The organism is Candidatus Sulfidibacterium hydrothermale (genome assembly GCF_020149915.1).
Taxonomy (GTDB): Bacteria; Bacteroidota; Bacteroidia; order Bacteroidales; family F082; genus Sulfidibacterium; species Sulfidibacterium hydrothermale.
Window position 1 is genome coordinate 822471 of record NZ_CP083760.1, and the last position, 24456, is coordinate 846926.

At 43.1% G+C, this 24456-nt stretch carries 19 protein-coding genes; 13 read left to right on the forward strand and 6 right to left on the reverse strand.

What is annotated here, in order from left to right:
- Positions 1–2: 2 nt before the first annotated feature.
- Complete coding sequence (locus tag LA303_RS03210) at positions 3–1850, reverse strand: 2-oxoacid:acceptor oxidoreductase subunit alpha (protein WP_240526494.1); 1848 nt, start codon at positions 1848–1850, stop codon at positions 3–5.
- Positions 1851–2176: 326 nt separating this feature from the next.
- Between LA303_RS03210 and LA303_RS03215 the strand changes: the two genes are divergently transcribed.
- The 13 genes from LA303_RS03215 to LA303_RS03275 all read left to right on the forward strand — a co-directional run bounded on the left by LA303_RS03215 (position 2177) and on the right by LA303_RS03275 (position 20014).
- Complete coding sequence (locus tag LA303_RS03215; protein ID WP_240526495.1) at positions 2177–2347, forward strand: indolepyruvate ferredoxin oxidoreductase subunit alpha; 171 nt, start codon at positions 2177–2179, stop codon at positions 2345–2347.
- A gap of 619 nt (positions 2348–2966) precedes the next feature.
- Positions 2967–5048, forward strand: a complete 2082-nt coding sequence (locus LA303_RS03220; protein WP_240526496.1) for a tetratricopeptide repeat protein — start codon at positions 2967–2969, stop codon at positions 5046–5048.
- 5 nt (positions 5049–5053) lie between these two features.
- Complete coding sequence (locus LA303_RS03225; protein WP_240526497.1) at positions 5054–5806, forward strand: LytR/AlgR family response regulator transcription factor; 753 nt, start codon at positions 5054–5056, stop codon at positions 5804–5806.
- Positions 5807–5944: 138 nt separating this feature from the next.
- Positions 5945–7654, forward strand: a complete 1710-nt coding sequence (locus LA303_RS03230) for an OmpA family protein (protein ID WP_240526498.1) — start codon at positions 5945–5947, stop codon at positions 7652–7654.
- Positions 7655–7707: 53 nt separating this feature from the next.
- A complete protein-coding gene (locus tag LA303_RS03235; protein WP_240526499.1) occupies positions 7708–11658 on the forward strand; it encodes a PKD domain-containing protein in 3951 nt (1316 codons plus the stop codon).
- Positions 11659–11715: 57 nt separating this feature from the next.
- Entirely contained in the window at positions 11716–12204 is a 489-nt protein-coding gene (locus LA303_RS03240; RefSeq protein WP_240526500.1) for a hypothetical protein, read from the forward strand.
- Positions 12205–12224: 20 nt separating this feature from the next.
- Positions 12225–13034: a hypothetical protein gene (locus LA303_RS03245; protein ID WP_240526501.1), complete on the forward strand. Its 810-nt coding sequence runs from the start codon at positions 12225–12227 to the stop codon at positions 13032–13034.
- A gap of 28 nt (positions 13035–13062) precedes the next feature.
- Positions 13063–13410 carry a DUF805 domain-containing protein gene (locus LA303_RS03250; RefSeq protein WP_240526502.1) on the forward strand — a complete coding sequence of 116 codons (348 nt, stop codon included), beginning with the start codon at positions 13063–13065 and terminating at the stop codon, positions 13408–13410.
- Between the two features lie 20 nt (positions 13411–13430).
- A complete protein-coding gene (locus tag LA303_RS03255) occupies positions 13431–14648 on the forward strand; it encodes a hypothetical protein (protein ID WP_240526503.1) in 1218 nt (405 codons plus the stop codon).
- Positions 14649–14754: 106 nt separating this feature from the next.
- Entirely contained in the window at positions 14755–15468 is a 714-nt protein-coding gene (locus tag LA303_RS03260; protein WP_240526504.1) for a hypothetical protein, read from the forward strand.
- Positions 15469–15516: 48 nt separating this feature from the next.
- Positions 15517–17151: a hypothetical protein gene (locus LA303_RS03265; protein ID WP_240526505.1), complete on the forward strand. Its 1635-nt coding sequence runs from the start codon at positions 15517–15519 to the stop codon at positions 17149–17151.
- A gap of 1058 nt (positions 17152–18209) precedes the next feature.
- Positions 18210–18569 carry a P-II family nitrogen regulator gene (locus LA303_RS03270; protein WP_240526506.1) on the forward strand — a complete coding sequence of 120 codons (360 nt, stop codon included), beginning with the start codon at positions 18210–18212 and terminating at the stop codon, positions 18567–18569.
- Positions 18570–18619: 50 nt separating this feature from the next.
- Complete coding sequence (locus tag LA303_RS03275; protein ID WP_262901559.1) at positions 18620–20014, forward strand: ammonium transporter; 1395 nt, start codon at positions 18620–18622, stop codon at positions 20012–20014.
- Positions 20015–20026: 12 nt separating this feature from the next.
- On the opposite strand, the gene aroF is transcribed toward LA303_RS03275, so the two are convergent.
- Genes aroF through trpC form a run of 5 tightly spaced genes read right to left on the reverse strand, consistent with a single transcriptional unit; the run spans position 20027 to position 24398 of the window.
- Positions 20027–21037, reverse strand: a complete 1011-nt coding sequence (gene aroF, locus LA303_RS03280; protein ID WP_240526507.1) for a 3-deoxy-7-phosphoheptulonate synthase — start codon at positions 21035–21037, stop codon at positions 20027–20029.
- Complete coding sequence (gene trpA, locus LA303_RS03285) at positions 21034–21804, reverse strand: tryptophan synthase subunit alpha (RefSeq protein WP_240526508.1); 771 nt, start codon at positions 21802–21804, stop codon at positions 21034–21036. Before trpA ends, aroF begins: the two co-directional genes overlap by 4 nt.
- Positions 21801–22985 carry a tryptophan synthase subunit beta gene (gene trpB, locus LA303_RS03290; protein ID WP_240526509.1) on the reverse strand — a complete coding sequence of 395 codons (1185 nt, stop codon included), beginning with the start codon at positions 22983–22985 and terminating at the stop codon, positions 21801–21803. The genes trpA and trpB overlap by 4 nt, the downstream gene beginning before the upstream one ends.
- Positions 22969–23595, reverse strand: coding sequence for a phosphoribosylanthranilate isomerase (locus tag LA303_RS03295; protein ID WP_240526510.1), 627 nt, complete (start codon positions 23593–23595; stop codon positions 22969–22971). Before LA303_RS03295 ends, trpB begins: the two co-directional genes overlap by 17 nt.
- Positions 23592–24398: an indole-3-glycerol phosphate synthase TrpC gene (gene trpC / locus LA303_RS03300; protein WP_240526511.1), complete on the reverse strand. Its 807-nt coding sequence runs from the start codon at positions 24396–24398 to the stop codon at positions 23592–23594. Before trpC ends, LA303_RS03295 begins: the two co-directional genes overlap by 4 nt.
- Positions 24399–24456: the final 58 nt, after the last annotated feature.

Consider the following 24456-nt stretch of genomic DNA (forward strand, 5'->3'; position numbering starts at 1 on the left):
TCTTATTCGTTTAAAAGTGCCTCAAATTTTGTTTTCAGTTCTGACACCATGAAAGGCAGCCCCTGAACTTTGTTATATTGTTCGTATTTAAATTCGGGGTGTTTCATTCGTAAGTAATTCACAAATTGGCCCATGTTGTTTTCGCAAACCACGATTTTTTTGAACCCTGAAAATACTTCATGTACGTTTTTCGGCAAAGGCATAATGTGTTTAAACTGTGCCATGCTTACCGATTTTCCTTCTTCTCTCATTTCTTCCACGGCAGTAAGCAGTACGCCGTAAGTGCTTCCCCAGCCTACGACAAGCAGGTCGCCTTTGTCGTCACCGTCGATTTTCAACTCAGGGATATAATCCACAACGCGATCTACTTTAGCCTGACGCAGTTCGGTCATTTTTTGGTGGTTCAGCGGGTCGTGCGATACGTTTCCGGTGATGTCTTCTTTTTCAAGACCACCCAAACGGTGACGCAATCCCGGGGTTCCGGCGATGGCCCATTTGCGGGCTAACGTTTTAGGATCTCTTTTATAAGGTTTGTAATCAATGTCATTGGGTTCGGCAATCGGAGGATTGATTTCGGGTAAATCGGCTACCCGGGGAATTTTGAAAACTTCCGATCCGTTTCCGATGGATCCGTCGGTGAGTAAAATTACCGGGGTCATGTGTTCCATGGCCAGTTTGGCTGCTTCGTAAGCCGAATAAAAAGCATCGGCAGCGCCGGTAGCAGCCATTACAATGCAGGGAGCTTCTCCGTTACGTCCGTAAAGTGCCTGCATCAGATCAGATTGTTCTGATTTGGTTGGCAAACCGGTGGAAGGACCGCCACGCTGTACGTCTACAATGACAATAGGCAGTTCGGTCATCACCGCCAAACCGATGGCTTCACTTTTCAGTGAAAGTCCGGGGCCGGAAGTGGTGGTTACGGCAAGTGCTCCGGCAAAACTGGCTCCGATAGTGGAAACCACACCGGCAATTTCATCTTCTGCCTGTTGTGTGATACAGGTAAATTGTTTGTGTTTTGACAATTCCTGTAAAATATCGGTAGCCGGCGTAATGGGATAAGAGCCGAGATAAATTTTTCTTCCGGAACGTTCAGAAGCGGCTAAAAATCCCCATGCGGTGGCCAGGTTACCGGTTACATTGCGGTACCGTCCTTTATGCAGGTTGGCTTTCTCAATGCGGAATGTATTTTTGAAAACTTCAAGTGTTTCGGCGTAGTGGTAACCGGCTTCGAGTACCCGTTTATTGGCTTCGACTACCAGCGGATTTTTTTTGAATTTATTTTCAAAAAAGGCAAATGTTTTTTTGTAGTCTCTGTTAAACAGGTAATAGATGATGCCCAGCGCAAACATGTTTTTTGATTTGAGCACCGATTTATTATCCAGGTCCAGATCTTTTACGGCTTCTTTGGTGAGGGTATTAAGCGGAGCCTGCACTACCAGATGTCCGGTGAGTGTATTGTCTTCCAGCGGATTGCTTTCCCATCCGGCTTTGGCCAGATTTTTTTCGGTAAACTCTTCGCTGTTTACAATAATAATAGCATCTTTTTTAACCCACCTGAGATTTGCTTTCAAGGATGCGGGATTCATGGCGACCAACACGTCGGCCAGGTCGCCGGTAGTGTAGATGTTTTTGTGTCCAAAATGAATTTGAAAACCAGAGACCCCTGAAACGGTTCCCTGTGGTGCCCTGATCTCGGACGGATAATCCGGAAAAGTGGCAAAGTCGTTACCTGCAAATGCTGTTGAATCGGAGAAGAGACTTCCGGTAAGCTGCATCCCGTCTCCGGAGTCACCGGCAAACCGTACTACTGCTTCTTCAATTTCAACGATTTTATCTTTTTTCGTTGTCATAAAAATACTGTTTAATGATTAGGGCAAAAATAAATCAATTCTTTACCCACGCATGAATTATTCGGTTTTTTTTTCAATCGTTTGAAATTTTTTATTCACCATGGGGTGTTAATTTTAATTTATTGATATACAGTTTGTAATAAGAAAATATTGTGAAGAAAAAACAGGCTTTTTTTGTTAATTATAAACAGTCTAAATTTTAAATGTTGGGTTTCTCTCCTAATTTAGATTTACTAAAAATTGATTTTTTTTGGGGTTTTTGCCATTTGTTTTGTCTTTCGTTCTATATTTGCACCAGATATTTAACCTTAAAAAAGAATTGAGTTATGGCATACAAAATTGATCCTGATTTATGTACGGCATGTGGTTCATGTATCGATGAATGCCCGGTAGAAGCAATTTCTGAAGGGGATGTTTACGTTATTGATCCTGATTTGTGTACTGACTGCGGTGCTTGTGCTGATGTTTGTCCTGTTGAGGCCATTCATCCCGAATAAATCGTAAAAAAGACTTAATAAACCCTGGCCTTGTGTGGTCAGGGTTTTTTTTTGCCGTTGATTGCCGGTTTTGTTTTCTGTATGTTTTAGCGGATAAAGCGAAAAACCCGCCAGAAATGAAGAATAAAGGGGTTTCTGTGTTTTTTTTCTTTGTTTTTGGCTTTGTTGTTGACCGGATAAAGTAAATTTCCGGAAGGGGTTTGCTTTTCAAAATGCTTCCTTATTTTTTATGATAATTTTTGAGGCAGCGGTTGAAGTGGCAGCCTGCCGGAAGGATGCCGGTGTGGAGTAGCCTGGCGGGAGCGACCTTGTGAAGCTACCCGGCAGGCGTGACGGAACACGGCATACAAGCCGGCAGCTATAACGGAAAACGCGTTCGCCTGAATGACGCAGTCAGACAGGCGGGCCGCCCAGAAAACCGGAAGAGATTATTTTTGTGGTGGTTGCGAGTAAATATTTCTTATTTTTGGTTTTTTAAACCGGATGTTTTTTTCCATCATCTATTGGATTATTTGTTTTTATGGTAACCAGAAAAAAAGGTGTGGTACTAGCCTTGACAGGGGTTTTTATGTTTTTGTCGGTATGGTGTAAGGCTGTACCGCAAAAAAATGATTTGGCTATGGAAAAGGACAATTCGGCGTCTTTCTTTGACAGCGTGGGGAAGTCGTTTCTTCATCAGGGGAATTATGAACAGGCTATTCGCGTTTTTCAAAAAGCGTATGTGTTGAAAAAAGCAGAGGGCGATTCTTTGGGAATGGTTTCTTCGTATGAGAATTTGAGTTATGCTTATCATCTGCTCAGGCGATATAAAAAAGCAATTTACTATCAGATGAAAGCATCGGAGTTGAAAAACGAGGCCATCAATCCGTATTTTCAAAAAGTGAGGGCGTTGTTTCCCAAAGCGAATGACAGCCTGAATTTAACGCGTTTGTACTATCGTTTCGGGCAATTTTTGTCGCGCGAGGGAAAACAAAAACAAGGATTGGTTTATTTCCGGGAGGCTTTACGGCTGGCCGAATTGATGCATTATGATAAGGCAATTGCCACCATTTCGAATGATTTGGCCGGTGAATATTGGGATTTGGGTGAGAAACGACTCTCAACACAATATTATAAGGTGTCGCTGGCAGCAGCTAAACGTTTGAATGACAGTAACCGGATTGCCGGAGTTTACCTGAACCTTGGAGATAATTACCGGGATCAGGGAGATCTGGAAGCCGGAATGAATGAACTTTTGAAAGCGTTGAAAATTAAAGAAGCCATTGCAGATTCATCTCATCTGAGTTTTTATTACATCAAAGCAGCAGAAATAGCCAAAGATGCACTTAACTGGGATAAGTGGGAACTGTATATCCGAAAAGCATATTCTGTAAAAGATTTAGACCATTGTGCCACACCGATGGAAAAGGCCATTATTTATGAAAATCTGGGGGCTATTGCAGCTTATCACGGGCGGGTTGATCAGGCTTTCGGCTATTATGATACTTTAATGGACATCAGCCGGAAGATAAATTATATCAACGGGATAAAAGTGGCTTTAAACCGTCGTGCGGAGCTGTATAAACAAATGGGCAAGCCCCAAAAAGCATTGCTGTTGTTACAGGCTGCAGACAAGTATTTGACGGAAAACCCGTATTATCGGGTGAGCGGAAACAACTCAAAAGCGGAGCTGTACATGGAAACCGGAAAGTATTCCAAAGCATTGAAACTTTTAGAAGAAAATATAGTTAGTCCGTATCTTCCCAATTATGCTTCGCAAAAACTGGAAACGCTGCAGCTATTATATAAGGTGAATGCGAAACTTTCGCGGTATCAGGAGGCTTTACGTTGGAGTGATTCGTTACGTATTTTTGAAGACCGTTTGCGCGATCAGGATGTGCGGAAGAAGATCGCCGAGCTGGAAACCAAATACGAATCGGAGAAGAACCTGCGCCTGATCGGAATGCTAAAAGCAAAAAATGAGATTTATTATCAGCGAATCCGGTTTGGTATTTTGTTGATATTCGGGCTGGTCATGGTGATTGCCTTTGTGGTGATTCTGGCGCGGACAGCCCGGTTAAAGGCTGAATTCAGAGAAAATATGTTGCGGCAGCAGTTGTTGCGGTCGCAAATGAATCCGCATTTTATTTTTAATGCCCTTGCTTCGATACAAGAGCTAATACGCAAAGGAAAAACAAAAGAAGCCTCTTTTTACCTGAATAAATTTGCGTCTATTGCCCGGCTTGTGTTGGAGTATTCACGCGAGGAAAGTATTCCGCTTGAAAAAGAACTGGATGTATTGCAAAGCTATATTGAACTGGAGAAATTGCGGTCGGGAAATCATTTCGATTATCAGATTCATTTTTCGGATGATCTTGAGACGGAATTTATCCGTATTCCGCCGATGGCCATACAGCCTTTTGTGGAAAATGCCATTAAACACGGGTTGAGAGAGAAAGAAGAAAAAGGGTTGTTGCAGTTGTCGTTTGAAGATTTGGGTGACCAGCTGAAAGTAATGATTGAAGATAACGGAATCGGGTTGAAACAGTCGCGTAAGCAAGCCCGGCGCTATCACCGTTCTATGGCCATGGAAATTTTTGAGAAAAGAAGGGCTTTAATGCAAAAACGGTATAAAAAGAAATTAGTTATCCGGTTTGAAGACCTGAAAGAAAAAGATGGAAGACCCGGAACACGTGTAATTATTCATTTACCTGTTTTATAGTATTTATGGATATACGAGCTGTGATTGTGGACGATGATCCTGCCAACCGAAAGTTGAACAGAGAATTGCTGGAAGAATACTTTCCTGAAGTACAGGTAGTGGCCGAAGCCGATTCGGTGGATACGGCTGTGGATGTGCTTCGTAAGCATAATCCGGATTTGCTTCTGCTTGATATTGAAATTAAAGGGGGGAGCGGATTTCAGGTATTGCAGCAGTTGAAGCCTTACCGGTTTAAAGTTGTTTTTATAACAGCTTTTGATCATTTTGCCATCCGGGCTTTTAAATTTAGTGCGGTGGATTATATTTTAAAGCCGGTTAACGAAACCGAATTTCAACAGGCTATTCAAAATGCATTACAATCGTTAATGGTTTATTCTGACTATCAGAAACAAAACGAATATCTTCTTGATTATTATAAAAAAGAAACCCAACAAGGAAAGATTGTTTTGCGAACCAGTGATGCGTTACATGTGGTTGATTTTTCCGAAATCATTTATTGCCGGAGTGATAATACTTACACGACTTTTTATTTACTGTCGGGTGAAGAAATCGTGGTGTCAAAAAGTCTGAAAGAGTATGTTTCTCTTTTGGAAGAGTATGGCTTTTTTCGCCCTCATCAATCGTACTTGGTGAATATGAATTATGTAAAAAAGGTGGATAAAACGGATGGCGGATTTGTGGTGATGAAGAATGGAAAAGAGATTCCGGTTTCGTTGCGTCAAAAGAAAAAAATCATAGAGTTATTGGAAAAACTCTGAATCCTTCCTGAACGTTTTCGTGTTAATCTGTTGCGAATTCAAACCGGATTCCGGCGAATTCAAATCTCGTGAGTGAAAACAAAAGGGGCAGACTACTTTTACCCTGAAAAAGTATAACCCTTTAATCCTTTTTTTCTCATGAACAGTAAATTTCTCCTTTCGATGATTACGGCTTTATTATTGGCCGGCCAAAGTTTTTTGTTGCAGGCGCAAACCATTAAAGTCCCTGTAAAAGAAAAAGTAATAAATGAGACAAATTCCAGAGCCAATAAAAATGTGGATAAAGCCATAGATAAAAGCTTTGATAAAATAGAAAAAGGTATTGGCGGGCTTTTTAAAAAGAAAAAGAAAAAAGGTAAAAATAACCACTCGGAAATTTCAACAGCCTCTGCCGCAACTTCAGGCGGTCATTCGGCAAGTTCTACGGTGGCTAATAGCACAAATCCACGGTTTCAGGGATTGAATGGGAATGCTATTGCCAATCTTAATAATGAAATCGTAAACCGGCCTGTTTATTTGACAAACCATAGTGGCGTTGTGGCCGGAAAAGGCAGTGTGTTCATTTACAAAACATCCGAAGGGAATTATGGTAAATTGGAGATTATCGATATTGATAAAAATGACAATTACAAAACAACTTTTCGGTATGTTACCTACGCCAATGATGGAAGTATAGTAAGTCAGTCGGATCATTTTTCTATCAGAGGCACCTATACCTGCGATCTGGATAACGGAACCGAAGAAGGAACGCCTGAAAAAGCAGCTGATTTTCAGCTCGGCAGAGAAGATAATATGAATACCCGCTTCGATAGTTACAATGGAGCAGCCATCGCTTTGTATAAAGGTAACGGAAATGGCACCGCAGGAACTAAAGGGCCTGATGTAAAGTGGGCAAAATATGATTTTGTTCCGGGACAAACGGTCATTTTTGAAGACGGTCCGGCAAAAGATGAAGAAAACGGCGAGTTTCCCAGCCGGTGGGATTTGTATAAAGGCAGTGCCGAGATTGGTGAAGTGAACGGCGAAATTGTGATTATGTTTTTAACTGGCGGTACTTATATCGTCCCTTACCTGAAAAATTCAAAGGAAGATTATTTGCCCGACGTATTCACATTGGAAATGGATGTTTGGTTCAGTAAAAGCCATACTACGGCCAACCGGGTTTGGGTGTATCTTGGTGACAGAAAAAACCAGGGAAACGGGAGTAGTTCCAATACCAATTTAATTATTATGCCGCACAGCCTTGGTTTTCAGAATTCTGAGAAATACTATCCGGGTACCGAAAATATCGGATGGTCGGTAGAACAAACGGGCTCCTGGCGTCATATTGCCATTGCTTATACCAAAGGGAAATTTAAAGCCTACATGAACGATACGCGTCTGATCAATGTGCCGCACCTGGAAGTGAATCCTACCGGAATTACTATTGAATCGGGAAATGATGACATCTTTATTAAAAATATCCGGATTGCCAAAGGGGGTGTAAAATATTACGACCGGGTGCTGTCTGATGGAAAAATCGTGGAAAATGGCATCCGGTTCGATGTAAACAAAGCTACCCTGAAACCCGAAAGTATGGGGCCGATCAACAAGATCTATAAGCTGATGGTCAAATATCCCGATTTGAGATTTAGTGTGGAAGGCCATACCGACAGCGACGGTGATGCGGCTTTGAATCAAACCCTTTCCGAAAAACGTGCCAAAACGGTGATGGACAAGCTCGTTGCCATGGGCATTTCTTCTGACCGGTTGAAATCAAAAGGCTGGGGCGAAAGCAAACCGATTGATAACAATGCTACCCCCGAAGGAAAAGCCAATAATCGCCGGGTAGAATTTGTGAAATTTTAAAAGATGATAAAAAATTAAAACGAATAAAATACTAACCTTTAAAATTTAATAATATGAGAAAGTTTTACTTTTTTGCTAGCCTGTTTATGGGGCTTCTTGTGTTTACCGGACAAAACCTGTTTGCTCAGTCTGTGACGGGTATTTCATTGGATAAACATACGTTAAATCTTGGCCTTTGGGATTCTGAGCAGTTGACGGCAACCATTACACCGTCTGATGCTGCCAATAAGAATGTGATTTGGACAACTTCCAATTCAAAAGTAGCCGATGTGGACAATTCGGGTTATGTTAGTGCCAATCATGATGGTACTGCCTGGATTAAAGTGACTACTGAAGATGGCGGATTTTCTGATAGCTGCCTGGTTACTTGTACGGTGAACGATGCTGCGAATATTATTACTTTTTCTTTTGCCGGAGAAAGTCACGAAGCTTCGATTTTCGATCAAACCCATAAAGTTATCGGATATGTACCTTATGGAACCGATGCTTCGAATTTGACTGTTTCCGGTTATGAAATTTCTCCGGGTGCTTCCATATCTCCATTGCCGGAAACGGTTTCTGATTTTAGCGATACGGTTTCTTTTGTAGTTACTGCTCCGGATGGAAAAACACAAAAAACATGGAAAGTTTTTCCTGAGGTAATGCCTGACCTGAGTGGTGCACAAGAAGTAAAACTTACTTTTTCAACGGCTCCTCAGGGATGGATTGATGATACGGTTTCGTGGGTAGAAGCCGGGATTCATTTTCATATTGGATATCCTGATTCTACGGATACCAGTTGGCCGCCTTCAGCCGAAATCGGGGTTGATTACGATTCTCAGGAAATGGGTGTTTCTCTTTTTCCAGGTACTTTTCAGTTTTATCTTGAGGATACTTCCAAAGTAATTGTTGCGGCCTCGATGGATATTTTTGAGAATTGTGGCGATGGGTGTTCTTATGCTTTTTTTGAAGGGGGTAATGCATCCGGAAAGTTTTTTATCGATCCGATGACAAGTGCGTATTACTTTTTTAATTTGACACAGATCAAAGCCTTTCGTGGTGAACTCCGTTCTCTCGAAGGTTCTTTTTCCGGAATTACTTTTTGGATTGCCAACAAAGATGGTTCGGTAAATTATCCGCCGGTAGCCAATGCCGGTGATGACCAAACGGTTTTTTCCGGAGATACGGTTCTTCTTAATGGTTCGGCTTCTTTTGATCCTGAACAAAAACCTTTGACTTACTCCTGGCATGCACCGGAAGGAATTAGCCTGGATGACAGTACGCTGATGCAGCCATCTTTTGTGGCGCCCAAGATCGCTGATACCCTTCGGCTTACTTTTGTTCTCTCCGTTTCAGACGGGACTCAGTCTGCAGAAGACAGTGTGGTGATTACGGTAGTTTCATCAAATCATCCGCCGGTGGCTGATGCCGGACCAGACCAGACGGTTTATGATAATGATTCAGTTTATCTTGACGGTACCGGTTCGTATGATGCTGATGGTGACTCATTGCGTTATCTTTGGCTGGCACCTGGCGGGATTCATCTGACAGATTCGACAAGCCCGACGCCTGCTTTTAAAGTGCCTGATGTGCAACAAACCACGGTATTTTCCTTTGCTCTTATTGTTAATGATGGTTTGGTCAATTCATTACGTGATACTGTTTTTATTACTGTGAAGCATGAAAACCAGCGTCCTGTAGCTTGGTTTGATTTTGACTCGGCATTTGTTCACGAAGGCGATACGGCTTATCTCGACGGACATTATTCCTATGATCCTGATGGCGATTCTTTGCGTTTCCATTGGTGGACTGATCCGGGATCCGGAATTAACTTTTTCGATTCCACAGCCATGGATGTTCGTTGCGGAACACCTATGGTAACGCATGATACTGTTTTTCGCGTTTATCTTAAGGTGGATGACGGGCAGCTGATGTCTGAGCCGGATACCCTTTATTTGAAAGTGATGGATATGAATACAGTACCAGTGGCTGTACTGAAAAAACATAAACAATATGTTTACGATGGTGACACCGTTTATCTTGACGGAACTAGCTCATATGATGCTGATGGTGATTCACTGAGATATAAATGGACTGCCCCAAAAGATATCTGGCTATCCGATTCGGGTGCTACTGCATGGTTTGTGGCTCCGGTAGTACAAAAATTAGAAACTTATTATATTTCACTTGTGGTGAATGATGGAGAATCAGATTCCCCGCCGGATTTCGATACTATTGTGGTAATGCATAAAAACCATCCGCCGGTAGCCGAATCAGGATATCCCATTGAAATGTTTGAGGGTGATTCAGCCTACTTATATGGTTCTTTATCTTTTGATATCGATGGTGATAGTCTCTCTTATTCGTGGAGTGTACCGACCGGATTCTGGATACAGGATTCCACACAACCTGACAGTCGGTTTTCTGCTCCGCAGGTGCGCCAGGATACTACTTTTGATTTGATATTGAAGGTGTTTGATGGCCAGGTTTGGTCAGAACCCGATACTTGTCGTGTAAAAGTAAAAAATAAAAACCGTGCACCGGTTGCGGCCATCGTTTCCACTTCACCCATTTTTTACGGTGTTACAATGAACGAAGGCGATACTTTATGGATTGATGGAAGCCCGTCGTATGATCCGGACGGTGATTCCATTACTTATGACTGGGCGTTGCCGAAAGACTTCCGTTTTTATCATACCGATTCGGTAAAAGTGATGATCATTGCCGGTGAAGTGGCCAAAACCACTTCTTTTGATGCGGCACTGTTTGTTAGTGACGGAGTATTACGCAGCAGCAAAGACTTTATTATTCAGGTGCTGAATGTGAACAAAGCACCTTATGCCCGGGCAGGAAAATCATTTTCTACCCTTTCCGGACAACTTACCGAGCTGGATGCTTCCGGCTCCTACGATCCGGATGGTGATTCGGTGCTGCTGACCTGGTTCCCGCCAAAGGGTATTTCGCTGGACGATATTCATGCCGTAAGTCCTGTATTCCAGGCACCTCAGGTAAGTGCCGACAGTGTGCTGATATTTAAACTGGTGGCAAGTGATGGCTTATTGGTTTCGGATACTTCTTCTGTGGAGGTAACCGTAAAACCCATTGAAGCTACCCTGCGTGTTTCGGCTACTGTGAACGATACTGCTATTCCCTATTCTCAGCGTCATATTACACTTTACTGGCAGGACAATAATGATCGGTGGGTGATGGAAAGTGTTTTGTCATACAATGATAATGGAGAAACGTATTATGCTGTATGGGAAGGCGAATGGATGATTACTGTTGACCCGGTAGGTGATTCTGCCGGTTTTATGACCACTTTTAGCGGCGATGTTACGTTTTGGTCACAGGCTAACTCTTTCCATGTGACGGGAAATACGGAAACACAGGTTACTGTCCGCTGTGTTCCTGTTCAGGAGCCACTTACCGGAGACGGAATGATAGACGGTTATATTCAACGAGATACTGCTATTGCAGGAATAGCTCGCGGAACCATTACTCATGTGGACAATAACACATCCGGAGATGTACCGGCAACAGGGGTGGCTGTATATCTTTACCGGACTTCGGACGATGTGCTCCTTGCCTCTTCTCTGACCGATGATGATGGCCATTATGTATTTGAAAACTTGCCTTTTGACGCTTATTATCTGTTGGTACAGCTTCCGGGTTATGATGCCAATACGCCCTGGCCGGTTGAAGTTACCGAAAACGATACGGTTGTAAGTGATGTTAACTTCCTGGTAAGTGAAGGAGCTCAGGAAATTACGGACGTGAATAACCTGTGGGAGAAAAGCGTAAAACTTTATCCGAATCCGGTAAAAGACCGTCTGTCTGTACAATTGGATAATTCAATTACTGATGCTGTTATCCGGTTATACGACTTGACCGGCCATTTAATTCTGATGAAAACAGTAGATAATCGTTTTGTCCAGATTGATATGAGTGGTTTGAAAAAAGGTTTCTATTTGTTGCGTATCAGTAACGACAGGGAATCGGTTACCCGTAAATTGATAAAACAATAATTGATGAAGAGTCATTGGGAAATTTTTCCCAATGACTCTTTCTTTTGAAACACTTTTATGAAAAAAAGATCATTAATAACCCTTTCATCAGCAGGAGTATTCGTGCTCGTTATGATGCTGATGTCGTCGTGTAGTCATCATGCTCCGATGAATCGTAAAGGCTTTTTACCGCCGGTATCTATTCGTATTTCAGGCAAAGTGAAAAAAGATTCAGCAGCAGTAGCTTTTATTCGGGCTTCAGAGAAGGTTATCAATGAACTTTCTGATCGTGTGGAATATATTGCTCAGAACGAAAAAGATCTGCTTCAAAAAGATAACGACGACCTCTCGGTTATGGAGAAGCTCAAAGTGGCCAAGTTAAGCATAGAATTTTTGTCGGCAGGTAATTCACTACTGAATGAGCTGGATAAAATTCAGCAACATATTGATCAGAAACAAAAAAAAGGAATCAACGATGCGGATTTAGAAGCCTATGAATCTATAGAAAAAGCGATAGAACAACGAATTGAACGATTAAATCAGAAATATAAAAGTTTAATAGACTAACCGAATAAAATTAAAATATCATGACAACTTTTCAAAAAACTACGCTAAAACAGTTGACCCTTTTGTTAGGGCTGTTTGTTTTTATGGTGCCGGCAACAGCACAACAGGGAACTCAAATAAAAAGATATCCCATAGAATCAGCTAAGGTGACGTATCAGGTTCATTCACCGGAAGGAACAGGAACAACGGTTCTCTTTTTTGATCAATATGGAAGACGCGAATCAAAACATGAAACCCTTCAAAAAAATGGTAAAACCATAAAAGACCGGCTTACCCTGTTGAATAATGGGAAAGCTTACTCCATTGATTTATTGACCAATCAAGGGCAGGATGTATCGCAGGCTACAGGCATGGCTATGCAAATGGTGGCTGGCGCTGGTGGAAATGATCTTTCAAAAACCGGTAAACAAATGCTGGAAGCCATGGGGGGCAGAAAAACCGGCTCGCAGCAGTTTCTTGGAAAAAACTGTGAGAAATGGGAAGTCAATATGATGGGAAGAACTACCATCCTCATCTGGCAGGGAATTCCGTTAAAAACAGAAACCAGTGTGATGGGAATAAAATCGGTTGAACAAGCCACGAACGTACAAACCGGTTTGACATTTGCTGATGCCAATTTTGAACCGCCGGCAGGTGTAAATATCGAAAAGCAGCAACTTCCTGTTGGAATGGAAATGTCTGATGAAGATCGTCAGGAAATGGAAAAATTAAAAAATATGTCTTATGCCGATTTTAGAAAAATGGTACTCCAGGATGATCCGAATATGAAAGAAGAAGACATTAAACAGGCCTATCAGGTGATGAAACAAATGAGTAAGATGATTAAATAATTGATTAATAACACTAAAAATTAAAAAAATGAATTGGTATTTAAAAGCATTGCGTCAGTATGCCGACTTTAACGGTCGTGCCCGTAGAACAGAATTTTGGATGTTCGTATTGTTTAATATTATTTTTTCCATTGCAGCGAATGTTCTGGATTATCTTTTTGGAACGTATGGCGTTTTTTCGGGAATTTATGCCCTTGCCATGTTTATTCCTGGTTTGGCCGTTTCGGTTCGTCGTCTTCACGATGTAAATAAAAGTGGCTGGATGCTTTTGGTCGGATTAATTCCGGTTATTGGATTCATCTGGCTTTTGATTTTATGGGTTACCGAAGGAACTCCTGGCGAAAATCAATATGGTCCTAACCCTAAAGAAGTATAAATTTTTTTGAAAAAATTCCTATGAAGCAGATCGTATTCTTTTTTTTAGCTTGGATAGTTACCGCTAATGTAGCGGTAAGCAAAAATATTCCTGTAGCCGGTAACTGGCTCCTGACAAAGATGGCCACAAAGGGAGGAGAGGTCAGAGAAGCATATATGCCGGTTTCTTTTAATAAAAACGGTGATTTTGAACTAATGGGAACCAAAATTGGTACCTGGAAACCGGGTGCTAATGCTAAAACAGTAGCCATTGCATCCCAGATGTTTAAAGTGGCTAATGGCGATAATAAGGTATTAAAGCTTACTGCTGATGAGTTGATCCTTGAAAATGCAGGAAATAAAATGTTTTTTAAACGGATGGATGAAGAAAAAATCCAAAAAGAAAATAAAGAATCCGGTCTGTTAGGAAGCTGGAAAGTAAAAACAGATGATCCTGATGGAGTTACTATCTTTACTTTTAATGCTCCTGATGAATTTTCTTATGTGAAAAAAGAACCGGGTGTTACCACAAGTGGTTCCGGAACTTGGATTTTTGATCCGGAAGGGCCGTCTCTTATTCTTGTGGCTCGCATTGAAGACCTTGAAAAAAAATATGAAGTGGCAAGCAAAACAGCTGACGGATTTACGCTGAAAAGCAATGGAAAAACCCTTCAACTGCATAAGGCCAAAACAGTACACAAGATTGAACACCTCACCTTTAAACCGGATGACTTTTACGACAGTGACGGAAATTTTAAATACGAAGAGGAAGAAGGAAAGTTGCCGTGGAAAGAAACCTGGGCGATGGTAAAATATTTGCAAACCGTCCATCAGCTTACCTACAAATATTCTGCTTTGGTCAAGGGTACTAATACTTTTCAGGATAAAACGCTGACCGCTGGTGTACATGCCGATGAAAATGACGGGAAAGCTTGTATTGATTTTATTTTTTACGGTTACGACAAAAATCATTTACCGGAAGATACACAACTGCCGCCAAACTGCGTTTCGCCAAGTAATAATTACAACAGATTGTGGCCTGAAAAAGAATCTGATTATCGTGTGGCGGGTAAAGAACAGATTACTACGCCGGCCGGAACTTTTGCCTGTACGGTTATCGAATCTGTAGGTAATTCCGACCAGCGTTACAAAATGTGGATGATTGATGATAAACCGGGCATTTATGCCAAAATCATAGAAGAAAACCCGGATGAAAGCTTTGGGTATTACCACGTTTTTGAGTTGTTGAAGATAGATTAATCCTTGGTATTCACGAATTTCATCATTTTCGGCTATCCTTTATTGGGGATAGCCGTGTCCGGATGTAGGGCGGGTGCTATGCTGAAACAAAAGTTTTAAAATCGTTATGAAAAATCTGTATCTCCTATTTTTTCTTTCTTTGTCTGTTCTCGTTTTGCGTGGACAGGAGTTTCGTCCTTACCAAGTGAAAACGGGCCATATCCGGTATCAAACCATCCGTTTTATTTTGCACAGTGAATCGCATACCGATTCCACCGGAAAAATAGTGGTCAAGTCGGAACAAATTCCTTATGTGGCCGAGATAAGAGATTTTTACTGGGATGATTATGGAAATATTTCACGTGATGTGATTTATAAAACGGCCGGTTTTGGCGGGAAACCGTTACCCGAAAAAAAGAAGGTCATTGAGCGTCTTTGGCGCGATGGCTGGATGTATTATCTGAAAAATGGGAAAGCTGCATTTGACCCCGACCACTTGCGTGACGAATGTTTCGAAAAGAAAGCACTTTTTCAAAAAGAAGGCTGGTTTAAGGTGCTACATCCGGATGCCAGGCCGTTGGGTGCGGAAAAAGTAGCCGGAAAAAACGGTATGCGTTATTATGTGGATGCTTTCAGCGAATACGTGTTATGGAAAGGCCTGGTGTTACGTGATGTTGGTTATTTTACCAATCGTGCCGGCGAGCGAAAGGGAAACGAACGGGAAGAAAAAGCGGTGAAAATAGAAACCGGAATACATTTTGAACCCGAATTTTTTTCGCCGGCCTGGTTTAAAAAATTTGGCGCATTATCTGTTTTATCTCCGGTTTATTCCGGGAAATGACCGAACCATAATTTGAACGGAATCTCCTGTTGAGAAAAATATAAGAATATGAAAAACACAAAGCTATCCCGGATAAAAATAGTTTATAAGAATTTGTTGTTCTTTATTTTTATTCTGGCGGGTTTTCATTTGTCGGCCCAGCAGGCTGAAATTGCCGTATCCAGTCATGTTGATGTGAAGTTGTTTTCGAAAAAGGAGATAGAGAAATATAAAACCACAAGCGATAATCCGCGGGAAGCAGAAATTATAAAAAAAGAAGATGCGGTAAAACGAATGTTTCGTGATCAGATAAAAGCCAGTTATTTTGAAATAGTAAAACGTCTTGGAGAAAACCAGGATGTACGGTTTGTCAAAGAATATAATCCGGCGACTACCAACTTTATATTGCATATCTTGTTTTCTATCATGATTGATGAAATCCCGATGGATGTAGTGAATAAAGATGTAAAACTCGATGATGGCAGTTATGTTCATGGTATTTATTTTATGCGTGTTATTTTTCGACTGGATGATCCGCATACAAACACCATCGTTACCATGGCCCCGAATTATAAAACAAAATTCAAGTCAAGTAACTATCTCTCGGCAGAATACCTTTTTAATAAATTTTGGTTAAGCTTTCTTAATACCGCCATTCCGCGTTCAAATGCTGATGCTATGCGCGAATTGATCAAAGAAAAAATAAGGTATAAAGAGGGGGCAATCCGGTATATTCCTAATGATAATGAAAAACCGAAAGCTGACGGAAAACAACAGGGCTTTGTCATTGTAAAAATACCGTATATTGTGGGAGAAGCACGTAACCGGAGTATCACACAATATGTCCTTCGCTGTGAGAAAGGTACTTTCTTAAGTAATGGTACCAAAGAGTTTAAATTTTCCGGAGCAGATTATTTTTATGAAAAATATGGCGGCAACCGAAAGATCAAAGTAAAATATAGAGCGTATAACTGTAAAGATTACGATAAAGAAAAACGGGGATATGATACTTTTACGCTCATTGAGCAGCAGGAACTTCAGGAAAGCACAGAACATACTGTTGTAGAAAAAAAAGTAAATTTTCAATGCGAAAAAACCTACGATGTCTATGCTTATTACAATGCCCCCGGATTTCTCAAAGTAGGGGTGGTGTGGCGTAATGCGACCATCCGTTTTCCGGAAGAAGGCCAAAAACCGCAGGTTTTTGATGTGATGGCTTACGAAAAAGCCGGCGGACAGGGAGAGCCTGTGGGCACTGACGGAAAGCCGCTGGCGATTCCTTATTCCATGACCCTTCCGATGATCGGAAAACAAACCTTTTACGGCCACCCTGAAAACGAATATGAAACGCCCCAGATATTGTATGCAAAAAGCCTGGGCGAGATTCCCGCATTCCGCTTGAATAAGAAACACGATGCCCTGAACAGTTGCCATCTGGTAAGTACAAACGGTGGGCCAGTTCATCTTGAATTGAGTATTGATATGGAAGCCGGAAGCGATGGGGAATATCCCGAACAGTTTAGGATTTATTGCGACAATACGCTGTCACACATGAATCTGCCGGCTTTCCCGATAAATTTTAAAGTCATCCGGTTTACAGAAGACGACATCGGGCACTTCAAAAAATTTGAGAAGGTCGAAAAAACCGTTTCAAACGGGAAAGCCACCCTGAGAGTGCTTTTTCTGCCGGAAAAAAGCCATTAACTTAAAAGTATTATCGGTATCGTTTCCTGATTCCGTTTTTATTTATGCTGCCTGCAGACTGATGATTTCATTGCGTAACAGAGTCTGCTGGGCTGTAACGACTTTTTCCGCTAGGAATAATCCCCTTATTTTCTGAACTTTTGCTGCCATATTTTACCTTTCAGATGCGGTGAAGAATCTGCGTGTTGTTGAAGGGATAGTCGTTAAAATTTATTTCCTTGCGCATGAAGGCGTCTTTTGGCGTTTTGTGAAAGCCTGTTTCTTTCATGCTGAGAATTTTTTTTGGAAGTAAAGGGCTGTTGAACAATCCGGCGGCTCTTTAAATGAGAAATAATTCGGTGTAAATAGAGTATTTTAATATTTGATTCACATTATTTTATACAATTAATCTGAAATTAAAAACTGAAAAGTATAGTAATAATAATATAATAATGAAAAAATAAATTATTAAATACTGAATGACTAAACTTTTATTGAAATATAAAAAATGTAAAAAAACGCGTAATGGCATAAAAAAACACTTAGCTATTCAAAATTGATTGAAAAAATCAGGGTGAATAAAAATTATTTTATGTTTTTTGGGGGAAAGTGATGAAAAAAATCAATGATTTCTGAAAAAAATGAAAAAATGAAATTTTCGGTGCAAACGTTTTATACGGTCATTTGTTTTTTGATGAGAGAAAAAGATGAATTTTTTATAAACCTTATTTGTTGGTGTTTAAATAATTGAAAATCAATTGATAAAATTGTAAAAACATAGTGTTTTCCGAATGCTTGGGATAAAAATTTTTGATAAATCTGTTTTTTATTTAGAAAAACTATCTATTTTTGAAGTGAAAATTAATTCGTGATAACAAGCGAAAGGGTATAATGAGTAAGCAACATTTTTGTACAGGGTGTTTTAAACAACAGCAAAACCGGTGTTGTTCCGCCAAATTATCAGGCAGGAAACAGCCGCCGGACGAATAAGCCTATAATGTGATCAGTTTATTATATAAATTGAGAAAGGCTTATGGATGTTTTCATAAGCCTTTTTTGTTTCATCAAAAATCAATGCCATGAAAAAAATTGAAGCGATTGTCCGTAAATCGAAATTCGAAGACGTCAAGAAGGCGCTTTACGGGGCCGGGATCGAGTGGTTTTCGTACTGGGAAATTACCGGACTTGGAAAATCAACCGAAGAACAGGTCGTTCGCGGCCAGGTGTTCGAATCACATTTTATCCAGCGTTACATGCTTTCCATTGTTCTGCGCGATAGGTTTCTTCAGCCTACGGTGGATGCTATTATGAAAGCAGCCTGGACGGGCGATATGGGCGATGGAAAAATATTCGTTTCGGATATTGAAGAAGCTTACCGCATCCGTACGGGTGAAACCGGACCCGAAGCCTTGTATAACAAAGGAAACGGAAAGAAATAAACTTTTCCCGGCTTCAGGCCGGGTATGTCGAATAAAAAAGATAAAAAAAGATGAAAAAAATATACGCTTTAATATTGGTTTCTATTGGTTTTGTGTTCTTTCCGCTGACCATCGATGCGGCTTCTGTTACTTCAAAAATACCGGTGCCTGTTGTTGATTCGGGCGATACGGCCTGGATGCTGGTGGCCACAGCGCTGGTGATGCTGATGACTATTCCCGGGCTGGCCTTGTTTTACGGCGGGCTGGTGCGGCGCAAAAATATTCTGAACATTTTTATGCAAAGTTTTATGGTGATGGCGGTCATCAGTATCGAATGGGTGGCTGTGGGATACAGCCTGGCTTTTGGAACATCCAAAGGTGTACTGGCACCTTACATTGGCGGGTTTCACTGGCTTTTTCTGCACGGTATCCGTCTCGGTGACCTGAGTCCGTACTTTGTTTCTCATTCGCAGCCTTCCGGTCAGATGATACACGGATTGCCGGTGATGGTCGGAACGATACCGCACATTGTTTTTGTCCTTTTTCAAATGATGTTTGCAGTGATTACGCCGGCGTTGATCATCGGGGCTTTCGCCGAACGGATTCATTTCAGGGGTTTTCTGATTTTTTCGGTTTTATGGGCTTTGTTTGTTTACAATCCGGTGGCTCACTGGGTATGGTCGGCCGACGGCTGGCTGGCAAAACTTGGTGCGCTTGATTTTGCCGGTGGCACGGTGGTGCACATCAATGCCGGAATTGCCGCTCTGGTAATGGCGGTGATGCTCGGAAAACGGCACGATTACCAGGGACACGCCGTTCCGCCACATAACATTCCGTTTGTGGCTATCGGGGCGGCCATGTTATGGTTTGGCTGGTTTGGTTTCAATGCCGGCAGCGGACTGGCAGCCGACGGACTGGCGGCTCATGCTTTTTTTGTAACCCATCTTGCTGCTGCAACGGCTGCTTTTACATGGGCTGTGCTGGATTGGGTTATCGGAAAAAAACCAACCCTGGTCGGGGTGGCTACCGGGGCAGTGGGCGGACTGGTGGCCATTACACCGGCAGCCGGTTTTGTGGATGTTTCCGGGGCTATTGCCATTGGCGTACTGGTTTCTCTGGTCTGTTTCCTGATGGTGGCTTATGTAAAACCGAAGCTGGGTTACGACGATACGCTGGATGCTTTCGGCGTACATGGTGTGGGCGGAATTGTCGGCGCATTGCTCACCGGAATTCTGGCTACCCCGCTGGTGCAAAGCCAGGCTCGCGGACTTTTTTATGGCGATGCGCATCAGTTGGTGGTGCAGATAACGGCGGTATTGGCTACCATCCTTTATTCGGCGGCAGGAACATTTGTCCTGTTTCTCGTTGTTGACAAAATCTGGGGACTGCGTGTCACACCAAAGGAAGAAGCTGTCGGACTGGATGAAGCCATGCACGGCGAAACAGCTTACACGGCTTTTGACTAAGCAGCGTCCGGTTTAAAAATGGTCCCGCAGTTTTTTGGTTTCACGCAATTGCCGGTAAAGTTTTTCGGCCTGCGGATAATAAAGACTTTGTGGCCCGTCGGAAAATGCTTTTTCCGGTGTTTCATGGATTTCCATGATCACCCCGTCGGCACCGCTCATGACCCCTGCCAGCGCCATCGGCGGAACGTAATTGCGGATACCGACCCCGTGCGACGGGTCCACAATAACCGGCAGATGGGTTTTGTCTTTCAAAATGGGAATGGCACTTAAGTCCAGTGTGTTGCGGGTAGCCCGTTCAAAGGTGCGGATACCGCGTTCGCAAAGCATGATCTTTTCATTGCCGCCCGAAAAAACATATTCGGCCGAGTAAAGCAGTTCGTCTATTGTACCCGAGATGCCCCGTTTGATCATTACCGGTTTATCCGTTTTTCCCAGTACATCCAGCAGGCTGAAATTTTGCGAGTTGCGTGCACCCACCTGAAAAATGTCCACATAATCCAGCATGGGTTCCACCTGCGACACCTGCATGACCTCGGTAATTACTTTGATGCCGTTTTCCGAACAGTGTTTGTGAAACAGTTTCAGTCCTTCGATGCCCAGCCCGCGAAACGAATAGGGCGAGCTGCGGGGTTTGTACACGCCGCCCCGCATAATGCGGATGTTGTTTTTTTTCAGATGATTGACAATGCTGATAATTTGTTCTTCGCTTTCGATGGCACACGGTCCGGCCATGATGGCCAGTTCGCCGTTGCCAATGGTGATACCGTCGCCCAGATCAATAACGGTGTTGTTCAGCTTCCATTTGCGGGAAACCATTTTGTAGCTGTCCGATACACGGTGGATATCGGCAATGCCCGGCATGTTGCCAATTTCACGCAGGTCAAATTCGCCGGAAGGAATGCCTACAATGTATTCGCGGAAGTTGGTTTTTATCAGGCGGGCATCAATCTTTAATGCTGTCAGTTTGTCGAACAGCTTTTCTTTCTGTGTTTTATCAATATTTTTTTCTAACTGGATAATCATGAACGAATGGTTTTGATAAATTCCTGAATATTTTGTTGTAATGAACCCGGTTTTTCCAGTGTCCGGATAAAAGCACTGCCGATGATGGCCCCGTGTGCGTACTGGCAGGCCGTTTCAAATGTGTGCCGGTCGTGAATGCCAAAACCGATGAGTGTGGGATTTTTCAGTTGCATGTTGCGGATACGCCGGAAATAAGCCTGTTGTTCTGTTTGCATGGCGGCTTTGTTGCCCGTTACGGATGCGGACGACACCACATACAAAAATCCCGAGCAGGCTTCGTCCACTATTCGGATCCGTGCTTCACCGGTTTGCGGGCTGATGAGAAAAACCATTTTTAAGCCGAGACTTTCGGCTTTTTGCCGGTAATGCCGGTTGTAAAAATCTGCCGGAAGGTCGGGGATGATGAGTCCGTCAGCCCCGCTGCGGGCAGCTTCTTCCAGAAAAGCTTCTTCGCCATAAGCCATCATCTGGTTCAGATAGCCCATGAGCAGAATGGGGATTTCTGATTGTTTTCGGATTTCGCGTACCTGCTGGAAGATTTTCTGCAGGGTGATGCCGTTTTGGATGGCCGCCGTGCTGCTGTGCTGAATTACCGGGCCATCGGCCAGCGGATCGGAAAACGGCAGGCCGATTTCCACCATGTCCACGCCGGCTTTTTCCAGTTCCAAAACGACAGGCACTGTATCGTCGCGTTGCGGAAAACCCGCTGTGAGATAAATGTTCAGAATATTTTTCTTCTGCCGGAAAAGTTGATCTATTTTGTTCATTGGTCCTTATTCAAATATTTCAAATATGTTTCCATGTCTTTGTCGCCTCTTCCCGAAAGGTTTACCACCACGGTTTCATCCGGTTTTAACCGGATTTTTTTCAAAGCAGCCAGGGCATGAGCCGATTCCAGTGCCGGGATAATGCCTTCCAGCCGGGTCAGTTCAAAGGCAGCATCCAGCGCTTCGCGGTCGGTGGCGCCCATAAATGTCCCGCGCCGGTTTTTAAACAGAAAAGCATGCAGCGGCCCGATGCCGGGATAATCCAGTCCGGCCGAAATGGAATAAGGTTCGGTTATTTGTCCTTCGGCATTTTGCATCAGCAACGTCCGGCTGCCGTGAATAATTCCTTCGCTGCCGGTTTGTGTGGTGGCCGCTGTTTCGCCGCTGTCAACGCCCAGTCCTTCAGCTTCCACGGCAATGAGTTCCACCTTTTCGTTATCGAGATAATGATAAAAAGCGCCGGCAGCGTTGCTGCCTCCGCCTACACAGGCAATGATTTTGTCGGGATGATCGCAGTCGGTTTTTTCCGAAAGCTGTTTTTTCATCTCTTCGCTGATGACCGACTGAAACCGGGCCACCATGTCGGGGTAGGGATGCGGCCCCACCACCGAGCCGATGAGATAATACGTTTCGGGATGATTAATCCAGTGGCGGATGGCTTCGTTGGTAGCATCTTTCAGTGTACGGCTGCCCGATCTGGCCGGACGTACTTCGGCACCGAGCATTCGCATGCGCGCCACATTGGGGGCCTGCCTTTCCATGTCTGTTTCGCCCATGTAAACGATACACGGCAGTCCTGCCAGTGCTGCCACGGTAGCCGTAGCTACCCCATGCTGACCTGCACCGGTTTCCGCAATGATGCTTTTCTTGCCCAGGTGTTGCGCCACAAGAATTTGCCCGATGGTATTGTTGATTTTGTGGGCGCCGGTGTGGGTCAGGTCTTCCCGTTTCAGAAAAATGCGGGTGTTGTATTTTTTTGATAAGCGACTGGCAAAATAGAGTGGTGTAGGTCGTCCGGCATAATCTTTCAAAAGCTGTTTAAAAGCGGTTTGAAAGCTGTCGGAATTGATGATCTTCAGGTAGTTTTGCTGCAGTTCTTCCACGTTGGGGTAGAGCATTTCGGGGACGAAAGCGCCACCGAATTCGCCGTAAAAACCTTGTTCGTCAGGATTGTAATTCATGTTTGAAACGTTTTATTTTATGGATGTTTTTGATGCCGGGTTTTGTTTCAAAGCGGCTGTTGATGTCCACGCCGTAAAAGGCCGGATGGTCTATTTCTTTGATGGCCCGGGCCATGGTTTCGTCGATGCCGCCGCTGAGCAAAAAGGGAACTTTCCCAGTGTAATTTTTTAATAATTCCCAGTTAAAAGTTATCCCGTTGCCGCCGGCTTGCGGACCGGAAGCATCAAAAAGGAAATAATCGCAACAGGATTCATATGCTTTCAGCCTGTCAAAATCAAATTCGGCGTGAAGGTTAAAAGCTTTAATGACCGGCGCCACTGTCCGGCTGATTTCTTTGCAAAATTCCGGACTTTCCACTCCGTGCAACTGGATGTAATCCAGTCTGAAGTTTTCCTTTTTCAGTCGGATATATTCGGTGGATTTATTTACAAATACGCCTGTTTTGGCAATGTTTTCCGGGATGGTTACTTCCGGAAGCCGGTCGCAGTAGCGCGGCGAAATCTCATGAAAAATAAATCCGATAAAATCGGGATGTAGTTCCGCTAGTGCGGCAATGTTAGATGCTTCGCGCATGCCGCAGACTTTCAAATGTATTTTTTGTGCATTCATGACGTCCGGTTTTTTTGTAGTTCATTTACCTCGCGGATAAAATGGCGACAGGCCGTTTCAGGCGAAACTTCGCGCATAAACAGTTCGCCGATAAGAAAACCGTCAAATCCGGCATTTTTCAGTAAAACAATGTCTTGTGGTTGGCGGATGCCGCTTTCGGCGATTTTCAGGGTTCCGGCCGGCAGTTGCCGGGCCATTTGGATGGCATGGTCAAAATTTACCGAGAAATCTTTCAGATTCCGGTTGTTGATGCCGGTTAAGTCTGCATCGGGGACATATTTTTCAAGTTCTTCCGGCGCATAAAATTCCAATAGTACTTCCATACCCAGCCGGTGTGCCAGTGCAGTAAACTGTTCAATTTCCTGTCGTGAGAGTACTGCGGCAATGAGCAATATGGCATCGGCGCCAATGGCCTTGGCTTCATAAATCTGGTATTCGTCCACCACAAAATCTTTTCGCAGGATAGGGCAGTAGTTGAACTTCCGCGCGGTTTTCAGGTCGTCGTTGCTGCCACCGAAAAAAGTTTCATCGGTCAGTACCGACAGCGCCGAAGCCCCGGCCTGCATGTATCCGATGGAAATTTTTTCCACATCGGCATACAGGTTGATGTTGCCTTTCGACGGCGACCGGCGTTTGAATTCGGCAATGATCCCCGATTTGTCCGGGCGTAGCACATACTGTTTCAGCGATACGCAAGGGGCGGCAAAATGGATGCTTTTTTTCAGCAGTTCCAACGGATAAAGCCGTTGGCGCTCTTCCGTTTCTTTTCTTTTGTGGGTTATGATTTTTTTTAGAATGTCCATAAAGTTTTGATGTTTAGTTGAATACCTGGCAAATCTTAAATAAATGACAATGTGTTAA